16 protein-coding genes and 1 tRNA gene are annotated in these 22,488 nt (G+C 62.8%); 8 read left to right on the top strand and 9 right to left on the bottom strand.

The genetic code is table 11. The features are described 5' to 3' along the window. Positions 1-72 precede the first annotated feature (72 nt). A complete protein-coding gene (locus GC121_RS15595; RefSeq protein WP_234421055.1) occupies positions 73-3,021 on the top strand; it encodes a valine--tRNA ligase in 2,949 nt (982 codons plus the stop codon). A 145-nt stretch (positions 3,022-3,166) separates the two neighbouring features. Next, positions 3,167-3,901, top strand: coding sequence for a 7-carboxy-7-deazaguanine synthase QueE (locus GC121_RS01340; protein WP_339389824.1), 735 nt, complete (start codon positions 3,167-3,169; stop codon positions 3,899-3,901). On the opposite strand, the gene GC121_RS01345 is transcribed toward GC121_RS01340, so the two are convergent. The 5 genes from GC121_RS01345 to GC121_RS01365 form a co-directional block, all read right to left on the bottom strand. Beyond that, entirely contained in the window at positions 3,898-5,637 is a 1,740-nt protein-coding gene (locus GC121_RS01345) for an ATP-binding protein (RefSeq protein WP_370513725.1), read from the bottom strand. The genes GC121_RS01340 and GC121_RS01345 overlap by 4 nt on opposite strands. Before the next feature lie 83 nt (positions 5,638-5,720). Then, positions 5,721-6,455, bottom strand: a complete 735-nt coding sequence (locus GC121_RS01350) for a TIGR02186 family protein (RefSeq protein ID WP_234421057.1) — start codon at positions 6,453-6,455, stop codon at positions 5,721-5,723. 119 nt (positions 6,456-6,574) lie between these two features. After that, complete coding sequence (locus GC121_RS01355; RefSeq protein ID WP_151972383.1) at positions 6,575-7,492, bottom strand: sulfite exporter TauE/SafE family protein; 918 nt, start codon at positions 7,490-7,492, stop codon at positions 6,575-6,577. A 54-nt stretch (positions 7,493-7,546) separates the two neighbouring features. Next, entirely contained in the window at positions 7,547-8,713 is a 1,167-nt protein-coding gene (locus tag GC121_RS01360; RefSeq protein WP_151972385.1) for a hypothetical protein, read from the bottom strand. Continuing rightward, the gene (locus GC121_RS01365; protein ID WP_151972387.1) at positions 8,710-10,131 is read right to left on the bottom strand and encodes a glycosyl transferase family protein; all 1,422 of its coding nucleotides are present in this window, start codon (positions 10,129-10,131) and stop codon (positions 8,710-8,712) included. Before GC121_RS01365 ends, GC121_RS01360 begins: the two co-directional genes overlap by 4 nt. A gap of 167 nt (positions 10,132-10,298) precedes the next feature. On the opposite strand from GC121_RS01365, the gene nhaA reads away from it, so the two are divergent. Then, positions 10,299-11,555: a Na+/H+ antiporter NhaA gene (gene nhaA / locus GC121_RS01370; RefSeq protein WP_151972389.1), complete on the top strand. Its 1,257-nt coding sequence runs from the start codon at positions 10,299-10,301 to the stop codon at positions 11,553-11,555. A gap of 64 nt (positions 11,556-11,619) precedes the next feature. On the opposite strand, the gene GC121_RS01375 is transcribed toward nhaA, so the two are convergent. Beyond that, positions 11,620-11,955: a DUF3297 family protein gene (locus tag GC121_RS01375; RefSeq protein ID WP_151972391.1), complete on the bottom strand. Its 336-nt coding sequence runs from the start codon at positions 11,953-11,955 to the stop codon at positions 11,620-11,622. A gap of 153 nt (positions 11,956-12,108) precedes the next feature. Here GC121_RS01375 and GC121_RS01380 point away from each other — a divergent pair. Beyond that, positions 12,109-12,193 (top strand) — tRNA-Leu (locus GC121_RS01380). 59 nt (positions 12,194-12,252) lie between these two features. Continuing rightward, positions 12,253-13,788, top strand: a complete 1,536-nt coding sequence (tig, locus tag GC121_RS01385; RefSeq protein ID WP_151972393.1) for a trigger factor — start codon at positions 12,253-12,255, stop codon at positions 13,786-13,788. Positions 13,789-13,851: 63 nt separating this feature from the next. On the opposite strand, the gene GC121_RS01390 is transcribed toward tig, so the two are convergent. The 3 genes from GC121_RS01390 to GC121_RS01400 all read right to left on the bottom strand — a co-directional run bounded on the left by GC121_RS01390 (position 13,852) and on the right by GC121_RS01400 (position 19,727). Next, positions 13,852-15,939 (bottom strand): TonB-dependent siderophore receptor, encoded by a 2,088-nt coding sequence (locus GC121_RS01390; RefSeq protein WP_151972395.1) that lies wholly within the window; start codon positions 15,937-15,939, stop codon positions 13,852-13,854. A gap of 78 nt (positions 15,940-16,017) precedes the next feature. After that, positions 16,018-17,538: an amidase gene (locus GC121_RS01395; RefSeq protein WP_151972397.1), complete on the bottom strand. Its 1,521-nt coding sequence runs from the start codon at positions 17,536-17,538 to the stop codon at positions 16,018-16,020. An 89-nt stretch (positions 17,539-17,627) separates the two neighbouring features. Then, positions 17,628-19,727, bottom strand: coding sequence for a TonB-dependent siderophore receptor (locus tag GC121_RS01400; protein WP_199857695.1), 2,100 nt, complete (start codon positions 19,725-19,727; stop codon positions 17,628-17,630). A 199-nt stretch (positions 19,728-19,926) separates the two neighbouring features. On the opposite strand from GC121_RS01400, the gene GC121_RS01405 reads away from it, so the two are divergent. From GC121_RS01405 to GC121_RS01415, 3 genes are all read left to right on the top strand, one after another. Beyond that, positions 19,927-20,616, top strand: coding sequence for an ATP-dependent Clp protease proteolytic subunit (locus GC121_RS01405; RefSeq protein ID WP_151972401.1), 690 nt, complete (start codon positions 19,927-19,929; stop codon positions 20,614-20,616). A 212-nt stretch (positions 20,617-20,828) separates the two neighbouring features. After that, complete coding sequence (gene clpX / locus GC121_RS01410; RefSeq protein WP_151972404.1) at positions 20,829-22,106, top strand: ATP-dependent Clp protease ATP-binding subunit ClpX; 1,278 nt, start codon at positions 20,829-20,831, stop codon at positions 22,104-22,106. Positions 22,107-22,124: 18 nt separating this feature from the next. Then, the gene (locus GC121_RS01415; protein WP_151972406.1) at positions 22,125-22,376 is read left to right on the top strand and encodes a hypothetical protein; all 252 of its coding nucleotides are present in this window, start codon (positions 22,125-22,127) and stop codon (positions 22,374-22,376) included. Positions 22,377-22,488 lie beyond the last annotated feature (112 nt).

The raw sequence follows: 22,488 nt of genomic DNA on the forward strand, positions 1-22,488 counted from the left end.
GCGGACAAAAGCACAGGCCCGCAACCGTTTCCCGTGTTGAAAAGGCGACAACACGGTGGCAGGGCGCGGGCTATGACCACCGAGCTTGCAACGACTTTCGATCCCGCCGCGATAGAGGCGAAATGGTATGCCCACTGGGAAGAAACCGGCGCGTTCCGGCCCGAACGCCCCGATGCGGAGCCCTATACCATCGTCAATCCGCCGCCGAACGTCACCGGCAGCCTGCATATCGGCCATGCGCTCGACAACACCTTGCAGGATATCGTCATCCGTTACGAGCGACTGCGCGGCAAGGATGCGCTGTGGGTGGTGGGCATGGACCATGCCGGAATTGCGACGCAGATGGTGGTCGAACGCCAGCTGGAAGCGCGGCAGGATAAGCGCACCAATTACAGCCGCGAGGAATTTGTCCAGAAGGTGTGGGATTGGAAGGCCGAAAGCGGCGGGCAAATCACCCGCCAGCTGCGCCGCCTCGGCTGCTCGATGGACTGGAGCCGCGAGCAATTCACCATGGACGAGCACTTCTCGAACGCGGTGCTCAAGGTGTTTGTCGATCTCTACAACAAGGGCCTGATCTACCGCGACAAGCGGCTGGTGAATTGGGACCCGAAGCTGAAAACCGCGATTTCCGATCTCGAAGTCGAGCAGCAGACGGTTGCGGGCAGCTTCTGGCATTTCAAATATCCGCTGGCCGACGGAGCAACACTGGATAGCGGACAGGTCTATATCGAAGTCGCCACCACCCGGCCCGAAACGATGCTCGCCGATATGGCGGTGGCGGTGCATCCGTCGGACGAACGCTATGCCAGCGTCGTGGGCAAGCACATCATCCTGCCGCTCACCGGTCGGCGCATTCCCATCGTGGCGGACGAGCACGCCGATCCCGAACTCGGCAGCGGTGCGGTGAAGATCACGCCGGGGCATGATTTCAACGATTTCGAAGTCGGCAAACGCGCCGGAATCGCGGCGGGCGAAATGCTCAATATGTTGGATGCCGAGGCGAATGTTTGCCAGACGGCGGACGGGCTGGTTCCGGCGGAATTTATCGGCCTCCACCGCTTCAAGCGCGCCAGTGAAAATGGGGGGGGTGTGGACGGCGCGCGCGAACTGGTGGTGCAGCGGATGAAGGAAGCGGGCTTCCTGATCCCGCATATCACCAAGAACAAGGCGGGCGAGGAAATCGAACTCGACGCCGAACCGCGCCAGATCGCAACGCCCTTCGGTGATCGCGGCGGCGTGGTGATCGAACCCTGGCTGACCGACCAATGGTATGTCGATGCCGCCGAACTGGCGAAAAAGCCTATCGAGGCGGTGCGCAGCGGCGAAGTCGAGATCGTGCCGAAGACGTGGGAGAAGACCTTCTTCAATTGGATGGAGAATATCCAGCCGTGGTGCGTCAGCCGCCAGCTGTGGTGGGGGCACCGGATTCCGGCTTGGTATGATGCCGATGGCAATGCCTATGTGGCGATGAGCGAGGAAGAAGCGCAAGCGCTGGCTGGTGTTGGCGTTGCTCTTACCCGCGACGAAGACGTCCTCGACACGTGGTTCTCCTCCGCGCTCTGGCCCTTCGCCACGCTCGGCTGGCCGGGCGAAAATTCCTCTCCCCTTGCGGGAGAGGAGGGAGGCGCGTCAGCGCCGGAAGGAGAGGGGTCGACGACGCCAGTCGCCGCTTGCGCGGCAGACCCCTCCCCCAACCCCCTCCCGCAAGGGGAGGGGGCCAGTTTGCTCGAAAAGCACTACCCCAACTCGCTGCTCATCTCCGGCTTTGACATCCTGTTCTTCTGGGATGCGCGGATGCTGATGGCGGGGTATTTCAACATGGGTGAGCGCCCGTGGGACAAGCTCTATTTGCACGGCCTCGTGCGCGCGGCGGATGGCTCGAAGATGAGCAAATCCAAGGGCAATGTGGTCGATCCGCTCGGCCTGATCGACCAATATGGCGCCGATGCGCTGCGCTTCTTTATGGCGGCGATGGAAAGCCAGGGCCGCGACATCAAGATGGATGAGCGGCGCGTCGAAGGGTACCGCAACTTCGCCACCAAACTGTGGAACGCGACGCGCTTCTGCCAGGCCAATGGCATCGGCAAAAGCAACACGGTGAAGGCTCCCGCAGCAAGGCTCGCGGCCAACCAATGGATCATCGGCGAAGTGCAGCAGACGGTGGAAGCGCTAGATGCAGCGATGGCCGATCTGCGCTTCGATGCCGCTGCCAACACCATCTACCAGTTCACCTGGAGCCGGTTCTGCGATTGGTATCTGGAGCTGATCAAACCGGTGCTTTCTCCCCTCCCGCCTGCGGGAGGGGCTGGGGGAGGGCCTGAAACATCGGACGGTGACACGCCCTCCCCTAACCCCTCCCGCGAGCGGGAGGGGGACTGGTCAGCCATCCAAGAAACCCGCGAAGTGGCCGGATGGGCGCTCGACCAGATCCTTGTCATGCTGCACCCCTTCATGCCCTTCATCACCGAAGAGTTGTGGCACGCGCAAGGTGAGCGGAATCACGACCTGATCCTCGCCAAATGGCCCGATCCGCGTGCGGAAGTTTCCAAGGAAGCGACCGACGCGATTGACTGGACGATTGCGCTCACCACCGCGACGCGCGGTGCGCGCAACGAACTGGGAATTTCGCCCGGCGAGAAGCTGGCGGCCTTTGTGGCGAACCCCTCGCCGGTGGCTAGCCGCGTGCTTGACCGCAGCAGCGCCGCCATCGAACGGCTTGCCCGCCTCACGCCGGTGACTATCGGCGAAGCCCCGGCGGGTGCGGCGATGCAAGTGACGGCGGGAGAGGATGTGTTCGTTATCCCGCTTGAAGGCGTGATCGACATCGAAGCCGAACGCGCCCGCCTGACCAAGGCGCTCACCGCCTCGCAAAAGGAGGCGGCGAGCCTTGAAGGGCGGCTTGGCAATGCCAGCTTCGTCGAGCGCGCCAAGCCCGAAGCGGTGGAGAAAGCGCGCGAGGATCTGGCGCATCACCAGGGCGAAGTCACACGGCTGACAGGCGCGCTGGAGCGATTGGGGTGATTGCGGTCATTGGCTCCCCTCCCCTCCTTTTCAAAGGAGCGGATCGAGGGGCGGTTTTGCGATCAGAAGGTCGCACCGGATTTGCTCACTGCGTTCGCTACCACCCCCAACCCCCTCCTCTGAAGAGGAGGGGGCTCAGTTGAAATTGGTTTTAGCCACAGACGACGCGGGCGGGCCGGAGATTTTCGCCACCGTGCAAGGCGAAGGCACCGCCATCGGGCGGCCCGCAACCTTCGTGCGCCTGTCGCGCTGCAACCTCGCCTGCACGTGGTGCGACACGCCCTATACTTGGCATTGGGAGGGCGATCCGCGCCCGCATGCTGACGGCGTCACCTTTGACCGCAAGGCCAATCAGGTGACGCTGGATATCGCGGAGGTCGCCCACCGCGTCTGCGCGTTGCCGCCGAATGATGTCGTGTTCACGGGGGGCGAGCCGATGATGCAGCAAAAGGCGCTACTGGCGCTCGCCGATCTACTCGACGAGATGGCGCCCTATCGCTTCAGCTATGCGGTGGAAACAAACGGCACCGTGCTGCCCGAACAGCCGCACCGCTTCGAATATACGGTCAGCCCGAAGCTGGCGCACAGCGGGAACGACCCTGCGCTTGCCCTGCCTTTCGAGGCCATGGCGCATTGGGCGCAGTCACGACACGCGATTTTCAAATTCGTCATCGCGAACCCGGAAGACGTGCTTGACGTTGATGCGCTGGTGCAGCGTTTCAGCATTCACCCCGGCGCGGTTTTGCTGATGCCCGAAGGGCGCGAATCGCAGGTTCTGCACGCGCGGGCCAAGTGGCTCGCCCCGATCTGCATCCAGAAAGGCTATCGCCTGACCGACCGCCTGCATATCCACCTGTTTGGGGATACCAGAGGAACCTAACTTCCCTGCGCGCGCCAGCGTTGCACGGTGCGGTGTACCAGGTCTTCCTCGCCGCCGCCCTGGTTCCACAGGTCGACAAAGCTCGGGTCTTCGGATGCCGGGCGCTTGCTCTCTTCGAGATTGTCGAACGCCACGCGCATCGGGATGGCGACACCCTCGCCGCAGACGATGCATTCACGGTTGCGCAAGGCCGGGATCGAATCGAGGAAACCGCGCGCGCCTTCGGGCATGGCGGCCTTCACAAAGGCCTGATCGCGGTCGTTGTTGAGGCGCATCGAAATGATCGTGCCGCATTGCGACAGCACGCCTTCGGCAAGGTCGGAGGGCCGCTGCGTAATCAGGCCAAGGCTGATCCCGTATTTCCGCCCTTCCTTGGCGATGCGGCTGAGCACGGTGCCGACCGAATTGCCATCGGCATTGCGTTCGTTGGGCACGTAACGGTGCGCTTCCTCGCAGACGAGAAGGATGGGGCTGGTGCTTTCGTTGCGGCTCCAGATTGCGAAGTCGAAGACAAGGCGGCTGAGCACCGCGACCACGGTGCTGGTGATGTCCGAAGGCACGCCCGACACGTCGATAATCGCAATCGGCTTGCCGGCCGACGGCATCCGGAAGATCTTGGAGATAAAGTCCGCCATCGTATCGCCCACCAGCATTCCGGAGAACATGAACTGGTAACGCGGATCGGCCTTCAGCTCGTCGATCTTGGTCTTGATCCGCATATAGGGCGCGGTGTTGGTGGCCTTGTCCAGCCTGCCCATTTCGTCCTGGATCATATTGGTCAGATCGCTGAGCAGATAGGGGATCGGCGAATCCACCGTGATCTTGCCCATCTGCTCGGCCAGCCGGTTCTTCGAACGGGCGTGCAGCAGACATTTGGCGAGAATATCGCGGTCGTTCTGCAGATCATTGCCGGAGGATTTCAGCAGCACTTCGCAGTGCTCTTCAAAGTTCATCAGCCAATACGGCATTTGCAGGTTCGACACGTCGAAGATCATGCCCGTATTGCGGAAAGCGGCGGAATATTCGCCATGCGGGTCGATCATCAGGATGTGGCCCTGCGGCGCGGCCTCGCAAATGCGGTGGAGGATCAGCGCGGCGCTGGTCGACTTACCGGTACCGGTGGAACCGAGCAGCGCGAAGTGCTTGCCCAGCATGGCATCGATATACATCCCGGCGCGGATATCACTGGTGGGATAGACGGTGCCAATCTGGATCGCACTGCGGCCATCGCTGGCGTAAATCTGGCGCAAATCCTCGGTGGTGGCCGGATAGATCATCGCGCCGGGAATCGGATAGCGGGTCACACCGCGGCGGAAGCTGTGGATCTTGCCCGTCAGCTTCTCTTCCATGCCTTCGCCCATGAAGTCGATATTGGCGATAACCGAATTGCCCTCGCCCCGGCGATCCTGCCGCTGGTTGCGCACGCTGGCGAGCAGCCAGCCATCATTGGTCTTGATCTTGATTTGCGAGCCGACTTGCCCGGCCAGCGCAATCGAGGGGTCGGCATCGGCCATGCATTCGTTAAGACGCATCAGGTCGAGCGCGATAGCAGAGCCCGAACCGGCGATTTCCAGCACCACGCCAATCGGCTGGCGCGCGCATTCGACGCTTTGTGCCCGTTTCGCTTCTAGCGCCGGATCATGCTGGGGCGCGCGGTCACGCGGTTGCGCGGCTACGGGAGCAGCGCCATTGCTGTGGACGGGCGCAGAGCGGGGCATACCGGACATATCATTCATACAGGCGGCTCACAGGGATGTTGCACGTCCCGATGGCCTAGTCCGACAGGGTTAAGATCGGGTCAATACTGCGACAAAGCCCTTTATATCAGTGCGAAAAGCCGCCCTGCGGCAAAGCCCATGCCGACCGACAGCCCCACCGCAAGCAGACCGTAGAACAGCGCATAGTCTTCTGCCCCCTGCTCCACCCGCCGTTCGAACCCTTCCTTGCGCACCTGCACTTCGGAGGTGGCAGAGGTAATCACCCGGCCATTGGAAATGGCAAAGGTTTCCGCGACATAGCGCCCCGCGCGGACATTGGACGGGATCGGCAGCCGGGCGCGGTACAGCACGCCTTCGGACACCGAAACGCCATCCTCATATTGTGCATAGAGCCCTTGCCGCTGGCGCAGATCGACCAACCCGGCCGAAAAGCGCGCCTGTTCCGCGGGGTCGATCGAGCCGCTCGGAGACAACTGCAAATAGGGCAGGCCCAGCTCGAAAATCGCCGCCGTCTGTTCGTCCACGATCTCGGCAACGGGCCGCGAACTGGCCAGCGCGTAGAAGCTGGGAACCGAGCGGTATTCCACGCTGTCAGCATTGACCCACATTCCCAGGAAGCGTTCCTTCTCGCGGATGCGGATTTCCTCGGTGGGGCCTTTCAGCACCACGATTATGTCATAGGCCGCGCCCGCCTGCCCGCCATCGGGATCGAGAATGGCGCCGAACAGCAGCAGATCGGCACCGGTAAAGCCCTGCCGCAGAACAATGTCATGCTCGGAAATATCGGGCACCAGCACCGGCTCACGGTTCTGCGCCTGCGCTGGGACGGCAATCAAAAGGCCGAAAAGTAGCGCCAATATCGCTCGCCCAAGCGAGCCCAAGCGCGACCGCGCGCCCGCAGCTGCCGCGCAGCCGGAACGCAGTCCCGGCGAAGCGAATAGCAGCGAGGAGACCATCATAATGGCACGACCGTGTACACCTCGTCAGGTGTCAGGATCAGCCCATAGGCCATGCGCAGCGCAATCGCGACAACGATGGCGGCGAGCACCAGCCGCAGCAATTCGGGTTTGAGCTTTTGCGCAATGCTCGTGCCGAACTGCGCGCCGAGCACCGATCCCAGCAGCAGCAGGCCCGCCAGCACGATATCGACCGCACGCGTAGTGAAAGCGTGCACCATCGTCACCAGCATGGTGATGAAGAGGATGTTGAACAGGCTCGTCCCGACAACGACTTTCGCGCTCATGCCGAGGATGTACAGCATGGCAGGCACCATCAGGAAGCCGCCGCCCACACCCATCAGCATGGTGAGGATGCCCACCACCAGCCCCAGCAAGAGCGGGGCGATGGGGGAGATGTAAAGGCCCGAACGGTAGAAGCGCCACCGATAGGGCATCGCGGCAATCCACGGGTGGTGGCGGCGCTTGGCGGCGCGGGGCTTGCTCCCGTCGGCCGAGACATAGCCCAGCGATTGCAGCGCCTCGCGCAACATGATCCCGCCGATGGAGCCCAATAGCAGGACATAGAGCACGTTGATGACCACATCGATCTGGCCGATGGCGGACAGCAGGTTGAACAACCCCGCACCGATCAACGCGCCCAGCATCCCGCCCGCCACGATCACGCCGCCGATCTGGTAGTCGACCCCGTTATTCCTGCCATGCGCCAGCACACCCGAAACGCTCGCGCCAGTCACCTGCGTCGCGGCGCTGGCGGCGGCGACCGTGGGGGGGATGCCGGTAAAGATCAGCAGCGGTGTTGTGAGGAACCCGCCGCCTACACCGAACAGTCCGGACAGCACCCCCGTTGCCGCGCCAAGCAACACGATCCACAGTCCGTTGATCGAGAGATTGGCGATGGGCAGGTATACGTCCATGTATAGCGCCTAACCCATGGCGCGCCGGGTTTGAAGATCAATGCGCGTTTGCGCTTAAAAACCTGCCGATAAGGTGATCGCCGGGCCACTTTCCGGCTCCGCGTCTCCTGCTACGCGGAAACGGTAGTCGGCGGAAAGGCGGCCTTGCGTTTCGCCGAGGCGGAACGTCAGCGCGGCGCTCGGCCCGATATCCAGCCTTTGCGCGTCGTCCTGCGCCCCGCCCCACGCGCCCGCTCCCGCTTCCAGACGGAAGTCGTCGCGGCGCAGCACGGGCCGGGTGATCCGCGCCTGCCCGTCGACAAAGGGCGTCGCGGCATTGCCGGTGACATAGCCCGCCTGCGCATAGGCTTCGCCGGTCAATCCGCCGGGAAGCGCGAGCGGCGGCAGTTCTGTGACGGCATAGCCTGCCGCGCGCCATTCGGTGCCACTGGCGGTCTCGCTCAGCCGCGTCTCGGCAGCCAAGCGGAGCGGGAATGCGGGAAGCGGGTGGGCGCTTGCCCCGAAGGCGATGTCGCGTTCGCGCGCGCCCTCAAGCGCCGACGTGGCGCGCAGATAGAGTTGCGGGCGGTGTCCACTCGCCTCGGCCAGAGCGTAGCGCAGCACCGCGCCCGCCTGGCTACGGCCATAGCTCGGCAGGCCCGCGACCAGCGGCGCATTGCCGCCCTCGCGCCACAGCACCCAAGCATCGAGCGACCAGCGCGGCGGCGCAGGCGTGGCGCGCAATTCGCGCGCGGCGGCGGGGGCATCGTAAATCGCCAGACCGGCCCTGCGCGGTGCCAAAACCGGCGACGGGACGGCGGCAGCCGAAGGCCGCATCCCGAAGCCCATGCGCAAGAGATTGGCATGGCCAAGCACGCGGTTGGAACCGTAAGCCTCCCGCTGCAACACCGGGCCGCGCGTCGCGTTCGGGGTTGCAGGAGAACGCCAATCCGGAGGCGCAAGTGCAGGCCGCAGGGGCGCGATCACGCGGTCACTTTCCCAATGGACAGGGACGGGTACAACCCACTCCGTCAGCGGCTGCGTCTCTGACGGAGCGGGCATCGCTTCCCGACCGCTGGCATCGGAAGCGGCCAAGGGCGGCAGGATTTCGGGCAGCAGCGGCGATTCCCACAAGGCCACGCGCATTATGCCCCACGCGGCCACGACCAGTCCGATAGCCAACAGCCCGCGCCCGCGCGGCAGCGGCGCTTCGCTTTGGGCGGAGGCGCGGTTGGCGCTCATTGTCCGCCCTCCGCCGCCAGACGCGGTGGCGCGGCGGCATCGAGCGGGTGGCGATCATGCACGGTCTTGTCCCACACCACGCTCTGGCCGAGCAAGGTCTTGCCATAGGCCACCAGCGCGCGGCGGGCGGCCATGATGGCGATGACATTGGCAACCGGCATCCGCAGCACCGCGCGCAGCCCCTCGCCCACGCCGTAATCGCGCGCAGTAAAGGCAAAGCGCATCGCCATCCGCCACAGCAAAGCGGCAAAATTGAGCACGAGCAACGTCCACAGCAGCGGCGTCATGCTTGTCGTCCGCTCGAAACCGAACAGGTCGAGCAGCATCAGCATCCCGGCAAGGACAAACAGCACATAGCCTGCCAGCAACACCAGCGCCGCGAGCGGGCCGCGCCGGTCACGCAGGCGCATCCAGTTTTCCGCCAGCCGGTTGCTCCAGCCGAGACTGTCCCAGCCTTGCAAGGCAATCCCGTGCATCCAGCGCGCCTTTTGCCGCACGGCGGCGGGCAGGTCGGCGGGGAAATAGCTGCGCGTCGCGACCAGCGAGCCGTCCTCTCCGCGCACGCGCAGGAAACGGCCCCGCCCGCCTTGCGCGGTCACGCTGAGGCCCAGTTCGTAATCCTCGGTCAGCGATTGCCCGCTGAAGGGGCCGGCATCACTCCCGCGCATCGCCGCCAGATTGCCCAGCAGGCTGCGCCGGAACCCGCAGCCCACGCCCGCCGCCGGTATGCCGACGCGCAGCATATCCCGCACCACCAGAGCCTTGCCATGCGCTTCGGCAAATTCCTCACAATAGTGGCTGGCGACCCAACGGCTTTGCGGATCAATCAATGGCAGCACGGGCAGTTGCACAAAATCGTTATGCTCGAGCCCGTGATCGATCAGCGAAAGCGCTGCTGCATCGACCACGTCCTCGGCATCGTGGAGGATAACAGCGCGCACTTTGCTTCCGCGCCGCCGCTCGTCCTGCTGCATGGCGCGGTAAAGCCGGTTGAGGCAATCCGCCTTGGTGGTCGGCCCTAGCACGTCATGCACGATCAGGCGGACGCGCGGATCATTGCCCGCCGCCCCCATCGCCGCCTGCAAGGTGGCGGGATCGTTGCGATAGCAACCGATATAGAACAGCAGGTCTTTCTGCGGCCAAGCCGCCAGCGCATGGCTGAGCGTCGGCCCGATCACCTCCTGCTCTTGCCAGGTCGGGATGAAGACAGCGGTGGGGCCGGAAAGATGGCGATGGCGCAAATCCGCGCGCGAAACGCTGTGTGTTACCAGCTTTCCGCGAAGGCGGTGCCAAAGCCAGAGGCTATCGACAGCCATTTCGTCCAACGCGCCGATCAGGAAGAACACACCTGCAAACAGCAGCAATTCGTGCTCGATCACCGCCAGCCATTGCAGCAGGGACAACGCGCCCAGTTCCATTACCGTATTGCCCCCGCACATTAGGTGATTTCGCGTAAATCTACATTTTACAATAGGCTTTGCAAGCGTGTGGCGCGGCCAAGCGCTGCTTTGCGGGTGCGCGATTGGCAAGGTTTCGCGCCAGCGGGCTTGCATTGCGCGGCCAAATCGCGAAATGGAGGCGCAATATGGCACAACCCAATTTCCTCGTTTCGACCGTCCGCAACTTCAAGACGCTGTTCAAAGCGGATGCCTTTTCGGGTATCCTGCTGATCGCTGTCGCCATTGTTGCGATGGTGGTGGCCAATTCGGGCGCGGCTGCGGCCTATTTCGGCCTGTTCGAAAGCTCACTTTTCGGGTGGGAGTTCTGGGAGCAGGTTCCCGGCAACACCGACAAGCTGATGTATCTCGACACCATTAAGGGCTGGGTCAACGATGTCCTGATGGTGGTTTTCTTCTTCGTCGTCGGCCTGGAAGTGAAGCGTGAAATCATCGCGGGGAACCTGTCCGATCCCAAGGCCCGCAACCTGCCGATTATCGCCGCGATAGCGGGCATGGTCGCGCCGATGGGCGTATACTACCTCGTTTCGGGTGGTGAGCCGCAGTACATCGCCGGACTCGCCATTCCGGCGGCAACCGATATCGCCTTTGCCATGGGTGTGGTCGGGCTGCTGGGAACGCGCGTTCCGTCGGCCCTGCGCCTGTTCCTGCTCACCGTGGCCATTGTCGACGATATCGGCGCGGTGACGATTATCGCGGTGTTTTACAGCGATCCCAAATTCATGTGGCTGCTCGGCTCGCTTGGCGTGCTGCTGGCGATGTATGTGTTGGGACGGGCGGGCGTTTCCTCAAAACTACCATTTATCGTGCTCACCGTGACGCTGTGGTATCTCGTGCTCAATTCCGGCGTCCACGCGACGATTGCCGGGGTCTTGGCAGCCTTCATGATTCCCTTCCGCTGCAAGAACGGCAGCACCATGCTGGAGGATATGGAGCACGCGCTGGTGCCGTGGAACTCCTATGTCGTGGTGCCGATTTTCGGTTTCGCCAATGCCGGGGTCAGCCTTGCGGGACTGGGTTTGAGCGCGCTAACCGACACCTTGCCGCTGGCCATCGCGGCAGGTCTGGTGATCGGCAAGCAGGTCGGTATTTTCGCAGCGGTCTGGGCAGCGGTGAAGCTGAAAGTCGTCGAAAAGCCCGCCAATTCCAGCTGGCCGGAAATCTGGGGCGTTTCGGTGCTTTGCGGGATCGGCTTTACCATGAGCCTGTTTATCGGCGAGCTTGCCTTCCCCGGCGCGGCGGAGGAAATGCGCTTCCTGCGTGACGAGGCGAAGATCGGTATTCTCACCGGCTCGCTGATCTCGGCGATCCTCGGTTACACGATCCTGCGCATGACGACCTCGCATCCGGACGAGAAAGACGATCCGAACGATCCGGTCGTCTGATACGAAAAAGGCGGAAAGGGGCCGCAGCCCGTTTCCGCCCTTCGGGTGGTTCTAGCGAAACGGTTTAGTCAGCCTTGCGGTTGACCGGTGCATCCTCGCCAAGATCTTCGTACCATGCTTCGACTGGGCCGCTCAGTTTGATCGTCAGCGGGCGGCCCTTGCGGTCCATCGTCTTGCCCGCCTGCACGCGCACCCAGCCTTCGGGGATCGAATAGGCTTCGATATCGGTGCGCACGCGGCCCTTGAAGCGGATCGCGACGCCACGTTGCAGCTTCTCCGCATCGAAATGCGGGCTGCGCGGATCGATCGCCAGCTGGTCGGGCGGCACATCCGGGCCAGTGCTTGCGCCGGTGGTTGCAGGAGTGGTTTCGGGGGTTTGATCGGTGTCTGTATCGCTCATGGCGCTGCCCGATAGCCGTGCCACCACAAAAAGCAATCACATTGCCCCACAATTGGCGCGAATTGGCGAGACTCCATCTTGCCCTTTTCTCCCACCCCTTCTAAGGGCGGCGCTTCGTGCGCAGGCGTCCTCGCTTGCACGGTTCGCTTGGCCGCGGGCGTGGCGGAACTGGTAGACGCGCTGGTTTTAGGTACCAGTATCTTACGATGTGGGGGTTCGAGTCCCTTCGCCCGCACCAGTTTCGCTTGGCTTGATGGCCGGCACGAACCGGTAAATGGATTTGAGTAAAGGCTGATAATGCAGATCGTCGAAACCACCAATGAAGGCCTCAAGCGCGCCTACACCCTGACCATCACCGCCAAGGATATCGAAACCCAAATCGATGCCGAGGTGAAGAAGGTCGCTCCGCAGGTGCGGATGCCGGGTTTCCGTCCGGGCAAGGTTCCCGCCAATCTCGTGCGCAAGATGCATGGTGAAGCGCTGCACGCCGATGTGCTGAACAAGGCGCTGCGCGATTCGGTTGACGGCCTGATCCGCGACAAGAAGCTGCGCCCCGCGCTCCAGCCCAAGGTCGAAATGATCGACGGATACGAGCAGGGCAAGGATGCCCAGCTGACCGTGGAAGTCGAAATCCTTCCCGATATCGAAGCGCCCTCGGTGGACGGCCTCAAGCTGGAAAAGCTGAACGTGCCCGTCAGCGCCGCGCAGCTCGATGAAGCATTGGGCAAAATTGCCGAAGGCCAGAAGAGCTACAAGGATGCCGCCAAGAGCAAGAAGGCAGCCGATGGCGACCAGCTGATCATCGACTTCGTCGGCCGCGTGGATGGCGTGGAATTCGAAGGCGGCAAGGCCGAAGGCGCGCCGCTGGTTATCGGTTCAGGCGCATTCATCCCCGGTTTTGAAGAGCAGCTGACGGGCGTGAAGACGGGCGATGCGAAGACCATCACCGTCACCTTCCCCGAAAACTATCCGGCAGAGCATCTGGCGGGCAAGGAAGCCGAATTCGACGTGACCGTGCAGCAGGTCAAAGTCCCCACCGAAACCAAGGTGGATGAAGACTTCGCCAAGCAGCTGGGTTTCGACGGTCTCGACAAGCTGAAGGAACTGGTGAAGGGCCAGCTGGAGCAGGAAAGCGCCGGGCTGACCCGCACGCAGATGAAGCGCCAGCTGCTCGACACGCTGGCCGCCGACCATGATTTCGCCGTGCCGCCGAGCATGGTGGAAGCCGAATTCGACCAGATCTGGAACCAGCTGACGCAGGAAGCGGCGCGCGAGGAAGATCCGGCGGCGGCGATGAAGGAAATCGAAGCCGAGAAGGACGATTATAAGCGCATCGCCGAACGCCGCGTGCGGCTCGGCCTGCTGCTGTCCGAAATCGGCCAGGCGAACGGCGTGGAAATCACCGCGGCGGAAATGCAAATGCTGATCCAGCAGGCAGCGCAGCAATACCGCCCCGAAGATCGCCAGCGGTTTGTCGACTATGTCCGCAGCGAGCCGATGGCGCAGGCACAACTGCGCGCGCCGCTGTATGAAGACAAGGTCGTCGATTTCCTGTTCGACAAGGCCGAAGTGACCGAACGCGACGTGACGCGCGAGGAACTGGAAGCAGCGATCGAGGCCGAAGAAGCGGCTCCGGCTGACGTCAAGAAGAAGACCGCAGCGAAGAAGGCTCCCGCCAAGAAGGCTGCTGCGAAGGACGAAGAGCCTGCTGCGAAGAAGGCTCCGGCCAAAAAGGCTGCGCCGAAGAAGGCTGCCGCCAAGGCAGACGATGGCGAGGCAAAGCCTGCCGCAAAGAAGAAGGCTCCGGCCAAGAAGCCTGCCGCAAAGAAATAAGCGCCCTGCGCTGAATGGAAAAAGCCCTCCCGGCACCAGCTGTGGAGGGCTTTTTCATGCGCGTCAGAAACTCCCCGTCAGCGTCAGCGTGATCGTCTGTCCGAGATCGCGGCGGCGGTTCTCGGTAAAGCGCACGGGCGAGGAGCCGCGCAGCCCGTCGTAAACGGTGCGGAAAAGCACATCCTCGTCATCGATCAGATTGCCCAGCCGCAAATTGGCGGTCGCGCCCAGCACGTCCTTGTGCTCGACAAACACCGATGCCGAAGTGCTCGGCCCGTGATTGAAGATTTCCTGCCGGGTGCGGAAGGACGGATCCCGCTCAGTGGCGAGGAAGCCCCAACCCCAGGCGATATCGGTGCGCGGGATATCGTGGCGGAAGTCCAGCGCCAGCTCCAACGGATCATTACCGTCAAAACGCCGCTCCACCGCCGTGACGGGATCGATCACAGAGGAGGTTTCCCAGTCAATCGCAACATCGAGCTGCGCGCCCGCAATGCCGATCGGCGCGAGCTGGAATGTGCCGAGAAAATTGAGCCCGGTGCGCCGCGAGGAATCGATATTTCCCAGCGCCTCGCCGCCATTGTCGAGCGGGAGCACAAGGATCAGATCGTCGATCTGCTCATCGAACAGGGTGAGCGTGGCTGAGCCCCATGCGCCCAGATTCTTGGCAATTTCCAGCGTCACGTCCCAGTTCTGTTGCGGGCGCAGATCGCTGTTGCCCGCATTCTCCTGCTCGTCCGACAGATCGACGCTGGAAAGGAAATCACCGAAATCGAGCTGGCCCACGCGGCGGGCGATTTCGAAATTCACATCGAGCCCGCTGGCAGGCGCCCAGGCCAGATTGAGCGAGCCTTTGGGACGGGTAAAGCTGCGCGAGCGGGCATTGTCGCCGGTCTGGCGGATATCCGAATATTCCGCGCCGCCGACCAGTTGCACGGTCAGGTTCGCGGCCAGCGGGAAACCGACGCTCAGCAGCGCCTCATACCGGTCTTCGCGCACATTGGCCGCGCCGCCGGGAAAGGCCACTTCGACGTAATCGGAACGCGCCGGATCGTAATCGAACAGCCGCCCGGTCTGATCGAGCCGGTTGAACGCCGCCTCTGCGGAAAGCTGCCAGTCCGCGCCGAGCATGGCCCAGCTATACTCGCCCCGCCCGATCCGCTCGCCGTCCTCCGCAACGCGGATGAATTGCGAACCGCTGGTGGGCAGGCTGGCGGTATCGAGCAGCGAGCTGTCGCGCCGTTCCCGGTAATCGTAGCTTTCCAGCACGATCAGCTTCAATGACCCCGGCCCCACCGGGAAGGTCACGTCGCCGCCCAGTTCGTAAAACCATTCGTCGCTATCGGTGTCAAAGCGCTCGACAAAGGGGGCGAGCGGAGAAGCGGCCACGCGCGTTTCTTCCTCGTCCGAGTTGAAAATCTCGATCCCGCCGGTGAGGTTGAGATTGACCGCAACCTGCGGCGCAGGCGTGAAGGCGAGGAAGGCGTTGAGGTTCGGGCGGTTGAACAGGTTGGAGGCGCGGTTGATCCGCTCATCCACCGTACCATCGGCGAAGGTGATGATATTCGGCCCCAGCCGCCCGCGCGCAAAATCGCGGTTTTCCAGCGCGAAGGTGTAATCGACGCCCAGCGTGCTGCCGGTGAGCGACAGTTCGCCTTCGAACCATTGCGCGGGCGCGCTGCCGGTGTTCCATTCGGGCCGCCAGCGGAACTGGCCCGTCGCGCCCTGCTGTTCGACGATGATATTGGCGACGCGGCCAGTAAGGCCGGGAATGCCGAGCGTGGCCCCGTCCACCACTTCAATCCGCACCACCGCGGCAAGGCTGATGCGCGACAGCTGGTCTGCGGTGCTGTTCGATTTGCTCGACAGCCGCTCACCATTGATCAGCAGGTTCTCCGACGCCTGCCCGAAACCGCGCCCGTCACCACCTTCATTCACCGTGAAGCCGGGGATCCGCTCGACCAGATCGCGCGCATTGCGCGGGGCGAAGCGGGCGAAATCGGCGGGCGTGTAGACCTCGCGCGGCGCGGTTACATCGACCGGCGCCGGATCGCTGGCGGCCTCCTGCGCCTGCGCCGCCATCGGCAAGCTGGCCAGCGCCGCCGCCAAGGCCAGCCATCCGCAGTGATGCGAAGGAATACGCGCCGCCAAAGGGAAGGTCTCCGGATCGAAAGGCTCCGCCTAGGCGGAAGCAGCAAAAGCGCGCCGGAACGGCGCCGGGATAAGTGGTCAGTCAGCGCCCGTAGCTGGCAAAGGTTCCCAAGGGGCCAATGTCGGCTGCGGCAAGGTTACGCTGCGCGCCCGCTCATACGCCGCGCCTGCTTGCAGGACAAGGTGATCGTCCCACGCGGTGCCGATGAAGGAGAGGCCGACAGGCAGCCCTTCGATAGCGCCCATCGGCACGGTGAGATGCGGGTATCCGGCAATCGCGGCGAAGGAACCGATGCCGATCCCGCCGCGGAAATTGTCGCCATTCACCAGATCGCTCACCCAGGCCGGGCCGCGCGTGGGCGCGACGAGGAAGGCGACATTGTGCTCGGCCAGCATCGCGTCGATCCCTTCGGGCCCCGCAAGACGGAAGCTGTTCGCCCGCGCGGCTTCGTAGGCGGCGCTGTCGGTGGTTTGCAGCGCGAGTTCGAAAATATCCTGCCCGAACCAGCGCATTTCGGTGTCGGCATTGGCGATGTTGAACGCGATCAGGTCTTCCAGCGAACGCACCGGAATATCGGCGGGCGAACCGGCGAGATAGGCGTTAATCCCCTCGCGGAATTCGTACAGCAACACGGTGTATTCGTCGCCGAACATCGCCGGGTCGCTTGCGAACGTCACATCGACCAGCACCGCGCCCGCGCTGGCAAGGTCGGCCAAGGCCTGATCGTAGACCGCGCAGAGCGGAGCGAAATTGCCGCAGCGTTCGCGCATCACGCCGATGCGCACTCCGGCGAGCGAATAGTCGGCAAGCCCGGCGGTGAAGTCGTAGGCGAGATCGCCCGCGCCCATGTCGCCGTAATCCGGGCCTGCGATGGCCGATAGCAGCAGCGCCGCATCGGCCACGCTGTTTGCCATCGGCCCGGCGGTGTCTTGGCTGTGGCTGATGGGCACGATCAGCTCCCCGCTGATGAGCCCGACGGTGGGCTTGAACCCAACCACGCCGTTGATGCTGGCGGGGCAAGTGATCGATCCGTCGGTCTCGGTGCCGATGGCGGCCCAAGCGAAGCCCGCCGCGACCGCCGCGCCGCTGCCCGAGGACGAGCCGCAGGAATTGCGGTCGGTGGCGTATGGGTTGCGCGTCAACCCGCCCACCGCGCTCCACCCGCTGGTGCTTTCGGAGGAGCGGAAATTCGCCCATTCGGAGAGGTTCGTCTTGCCGAGCACCACCCCGCCGTTTTCGCGCATCCGCGCGATCAGCGGCGCATCGCGGCCGGTGTTGTTATTGGCAAGCGCGAGGCTGCCCGCAGTGGTGGGAAATTCGCGCGTTTCGATATTGTCTTTGACGAGGACGGTGCGGCCTTCAAGCAATCGCTCCGTATTGGCAAGCGTTAGCAGGGCTGCGTCCGGATCATACGCTATCACCGCGTTCAGCATAGGCCCAGCGTCATCGATAGCTTCGATCCTGTCGATATAGGCTTGCGCCCGGTCAAACACGGGTCTTGGATGCGCGATCGAGATGACCTCCGGATCGACATCCTGCGCGGCGGCAGGGAAAGCAGAAAGCACCGCGAAAGCGGAGGTAAGGAGCAGCTTTTTCATAACACACCTTTTGCTCCGCCGTCGCATGAATGGCAACGGTGAAGCAGAAGGAAGCCCTGCCCCGGATCAAGTCCGGGGTGACGAAGAGATTAAAAATCCCCGCTCAGGCGGAAGCTGAAAATCGGCTGCACGCTCAGATCCTGTGTTTCGCGGAACAGCAGCGCGGAACGGTCGCGGTAGCCTTCATAGACGAAGCGGTCCTGCCGCGCGCGGCCGTCGGTTAGGTTGAACACGGTGAGGTTCGCGGTCATGCCGAACACGTCTTTGTGCTCGATAAAGGCGAAGGTGTAGACCGGCCCTTCGTAATTGAAGCCTTCCTCGCCCAGCCGGTAATATCGCTGCGCGCGGTCATAATCGAGGCCCACGCCCCACGCCAAGTCCGATCCGGGAATATCGTGCCGCAGCAGCGCATCCACTTCGATATCGCGGTTGTCGCTCCACTTGCGGGTTTCGCCAGTGAGCGGGTCGGTGAGGCTCGTCCAGTCAAAATCCAGCGTCAGTTCGAGCTGCATTCCGTTAAGCCCCAGCGGGGCAAGCTGGAACGTGCTGTTCGAGCGGGCACCATAGACGCTAGCGCTGTCGATATTGCCGATGGTCTCGCCGCCATTGGGGGCGGGAATGAATTCGAGGTAATCCTCGATTTCCTGGCCGTAGAGCCGCAATTCGGTGCTGCCCCAGCGGCCCAAGCTCTTGGTGACATTGATCTGCGCTTCCCAGCTCTGCTGCGGCACCAGTTCGACATTGCCGGCATTCTCCTGCTCTTGCTGGAGCGAGACGCTGGCGAGGAAATCGCCGAAGCTCAATTGCCCCACGCGGCGGGCCAGCTCGAACGAAATGTCGAGCCCGTCCTCGATCTGCCACGCGAGATTGACCGAGCCCTTGGGCCGCCAGAAACTGCGGGTAAGGCCATTCGCGCCGGTTTGTGCCAGCGTCGAATATTCGTAGCCCGCGCCCAATTGCAGCGAGAGGTTGGGCCGCAACTGGCGGCTGTGGGTCAGGATCGCTTCATAACGATCCTCGGTCACGCCGCCGCTGCCGCCGGGGAAGTCCAGCTCGACAAATTGCCCGCCTGTATCCAGTTCGAACAATTGCGCCTCGCGGTCGAGCCGGTTGAACGCGGCTTCGGCTGCCAACTGCCAATCGCCGCCGAGCATAGTCCAGCTGTATTCGCCGCGCCCGATCCGTTCCCCGCTGGTGGCCTGCGCGGCGAAGCGGTTGCCGGTGTCAGGCGAATTGTCGACAAATTCATTGATCGAATCCGAACGCGAATTGCTGCTGCTGAACCGCTCGAGCCCGATCAGCTTGAGGCGGCCCGGCCCCAGCCCGAATTCGACATCGCCGCCGATCTGGTAGGAATAGCCGCGATCGCGGTTCTCGAAGCTGCGCAGGCGGTCAACGCCGGTTGTCAGGTCACGAAACTGGGTGTCGCGGAAATTTATGTAAGAGCGGCTGTAATTGGCATTGGCATTCACCACCGTGCCGCCGGGGCTTGTCCATTGCGCGCTGCCCGAGATGCGCGGATTGTCGGCGATGAACTGGATTTCGATATCGCGGCTTTCCAGCACGTTGCCATCCGCATCGAAAATGAAGGACTCGCCCCCGCCCGCCGCGCCGCGGCCCACGCCATTGGCGAGCGCGACCGTCCAGTCCAGCGTATTGCCCGATCCGCTCAGCGAGACCTCGCCGCCGATAAAGCTGGGTTCGGCATAGCGCGGGCGGAAGCTGGCGCGGTAGGTGAAGCGGCCTGAAATATCACTCGGGCGGGTGATGACATTGGCGACCTGCCCGGACAGGCCGGGAATCCCCAGCGTCGCGCCATCGACAATCTCGATCCGCTCCACCCGGTCGGTGGCGATGCGGCTCAATTGGGTGAACACGCCTTCGGATTTGTTGGTGATGCGTTCGCCATCGATCAGCACATTGGCGCTCGCCTGCCCCAGCCCGCGCTGGTTATCCTCACCGCGCAGGGTGAAGCCGGGAATCTCGCCAATCATGTCGAGCGCGGTGCGCGGGGCAAAGCGGGCGAAATCGGCGGGGGTGAACACCCGCGTGCCGCTGGCTGCCGTGGTGGTCGCGACGGGTGCGGCGGCCTCTGCCGCTTCCGGGTCAGCCGCTTCCTGCGCATCGGCATTTGCAGCAAAAACAGCGATATAAGCCGCAAAAGCGGTGCTGATAAGATAGTGTCGCAATTTCGTTCCCATCCCATGACGACAAATGTAGTCGTTTCGGCAGAGACGATTATTGCGACCCTTTCGCGCTATCATCGACCAGCGACATATCCCTGCCGATGAAGGGATTCGGGCATTCGTTTCGTCGCGCCCCTTGAACTTGTTGCGGTGTGAGGCGACATAGGCCGCTCTAATCCCGAGACGAGAGGAATGCGCTCCGATGTTCGACCTGTTCGGCGACAAGCAAGACCAATTCACCACCGATCCCGTCACCGGCGCGCTTGTGCCCGTTGTTGTCGAATCGACCAGCCGCGGAGAGCGCAGCTTCGACATTTTCAGCCGCCTGCTGCGCGAACGCATCGTCTTCGTTACAGGGCAAGTGGAAGACAATATGGCCTCGCTGATCGTCGCCCAGCTGCTGTTCCTCGAATCCGAGAACAGCAACGACATCAGCATGTATATCAACTCGCCCGGCGGCGTGGTGACGGCGGGCATGGCGATCCATGACACCATGCAATATATCAAGCCCAAGGTGCGCACCGTGTGCATTGGTCAGGCGGCTTCGATGGGATCGTTCCTGCTGGCGGCGGGCGAGCCGGGGATGCGCGTGGCGCTGCCTAATGCGCGGATCATGATCCACCAGCCTTCGGGCGGGGCGCGCGGAATGGCGTCGGATATCGAAATCCAGGCCCGCGAAATCCTGCGCATCCGCGCACGGATGAACGATCTGTATGTGCAATATACCGGCCAGAAGCTGGAGGATATCGAGAAGGCGATGGACCGCGACACCTTCCTCGAAGCCGATGAAGCCAAGAAATTCGGCCTGGTTGACGCGGTGTTCGCGCATCGCCCGAAGGACGATGAAGGCCGCGATGCCTCGGGCAGCGGCGGCGCACCGGACGCAGGATGACGCATCCATCCTTCCCCCCAGAGGGGAAAGGAAGTCGCCTGCGATTGTAGCATTTTGGCAACCCTGCACCTTCACACTGGAGCAAGGCGGGGATGTTAAGCATGGGAATGATTGATCTCGCGCCTGTGGTGCTTACCATGGGCGGTCGAGTCTCCGCGCCGGACGGGAACGTCTTGCCCCAAAGACGAAAAAGGCGCAGTGGATAGAAAGTTATGACGAAATTGAGCGGATCCGATAGCAAGAGCACGCTGTATTGCAGCTTCTGCGGCAAATCGCAGCACGAAGTGCGAAAGCTGATTGCCGGCCCCACCGTGTTCATCTGCGATGAGTGTGTGGAGCTGTGCAACGACATCATCCGCGAAGAAGCCAAGTCAGGTCTCGCCGGTCGCAAGGATGGCGGCGTGCCCACCCCGCAGGAAATCTGCGATGTGCTCAACGATTATGTGATCGGGCAGGATCGCGCCAAGCGCGTGCTCTCGGTTGCGGTGCACAACCACTACAAGCGGCTGAAGCACAGCGGCAAGGGCAGCAACGAAGTCGAACTGGCGAAATCGAACATCCTGCTGGTCGGCCCGACCGGTTCGGGCAAGACGCTGCTGGCGCAAACGCTGGCGCGCACGTTCGATGTGCCTTTCACCATGGCCGATGCCACCACGCTGACCGAAGCCGGTTATGTGGGCGAGGATGTGGAGAACATCATCCTCAAGCTGCTGCAATCGTCGGACTACAATGTCGAAAAGGCGCAGCAGGGCATCGTCTATATTGACGAGATCGACAAGATCACCCGCAAGTCGGAAAACCCCTCCATCACCCGCGATGTATCGGGCGAAGGCGTGCAGCAGGCGCTGCTGAAGCTGATGGAAGGCACCACCGCCTCGGTTCCGCCGCAGGGTGGTCGCAAGCATCCGCAGCAGGAATTCCTGCAGGTCGACACCACCAATATCCTCTTCGTCGTCGGCGGCGCCTTTGCCGGGCTCGACAAGATTATTGGTGATCGCTTGCAGAAGCGTTCGATCGGCTTCGGTGCCAATGTGGCAGAGCCGGACAAGCGCCGCATCGGCGAGCTGCTCGAAAAGTGCGAACCGGAAGACCTGCTCAAATTCGGGCTGATCCCCGAATTCGTGGGCCGTCTGCCGGTGATCGCCACGCTGCACGATCTGGACGAAGAAGCGCTGGTCACCATCCTTTGCGAGCCGAAGAATGCGCTGGTGAAGCAGTATCACAAGCTGTTCGAGCTGGAAGATGTGGAGCTGACCTTTACCGCCGACGCGCTCACCGCCATCGCCAAGAAGGCGATCAAGCGCAAAACCGGCGCGCGCGGCCTGCGCTCGATTGTCGAGGCGATCCTGCTCGATACGATGTTCGATCTGCCAGGCATGGACGATGTGACCGAAGTCGTGGTCGATGGCGATGTCGTAGAAGGCCGCAAGGAACCCGTCCGCGTGCTCGCCAACGATAATGGCAAGGCGAAGAAGGAAGCAGCGGCGTGATAGAAATCATCTCGTGTGATGGTTGCTAGCGGCAAAGTCCGATTACGCCGGTTCGGGATCGGCATTTCGCTCGGTTGCGGCGGCGCATGGCTCGCTGCTTTGTTTGTTGGCCCCGGTGTGGCCCTAGCAATTGCGGTTCTCGCTTTCCTCGGCAGCGTTATGGTAGCGGATGATGGCGCTGGGACGTTTTTCCCTCTCGCTCTGTTGGCCGTGATTGCTATCGTGCTCATCCTGATGATGTTCATGGCAACCGTGCTCATCAACAGCTGAGAAAGTCAGGGTCTCGTGGTCGACGAGAAGGCGAGGACCGCCGGTTCCAAAGGCACCTGCTTCCGCGATTTCGACAATGATAATGCTAAGGGCAAGAAGGAAGCAGCGGCGT

The sequence above is a fragment of the Erythrobacter sp. EC-HK427 genome (assembly GCF_902498745.1).
Taxonomy (GTDB): domain Bacteria; phylum Pseudomonadota; class Alphaproteobacteria; order Sphingomonadales; family Sphingomonadaceae; genus Alteraurantiacibacter.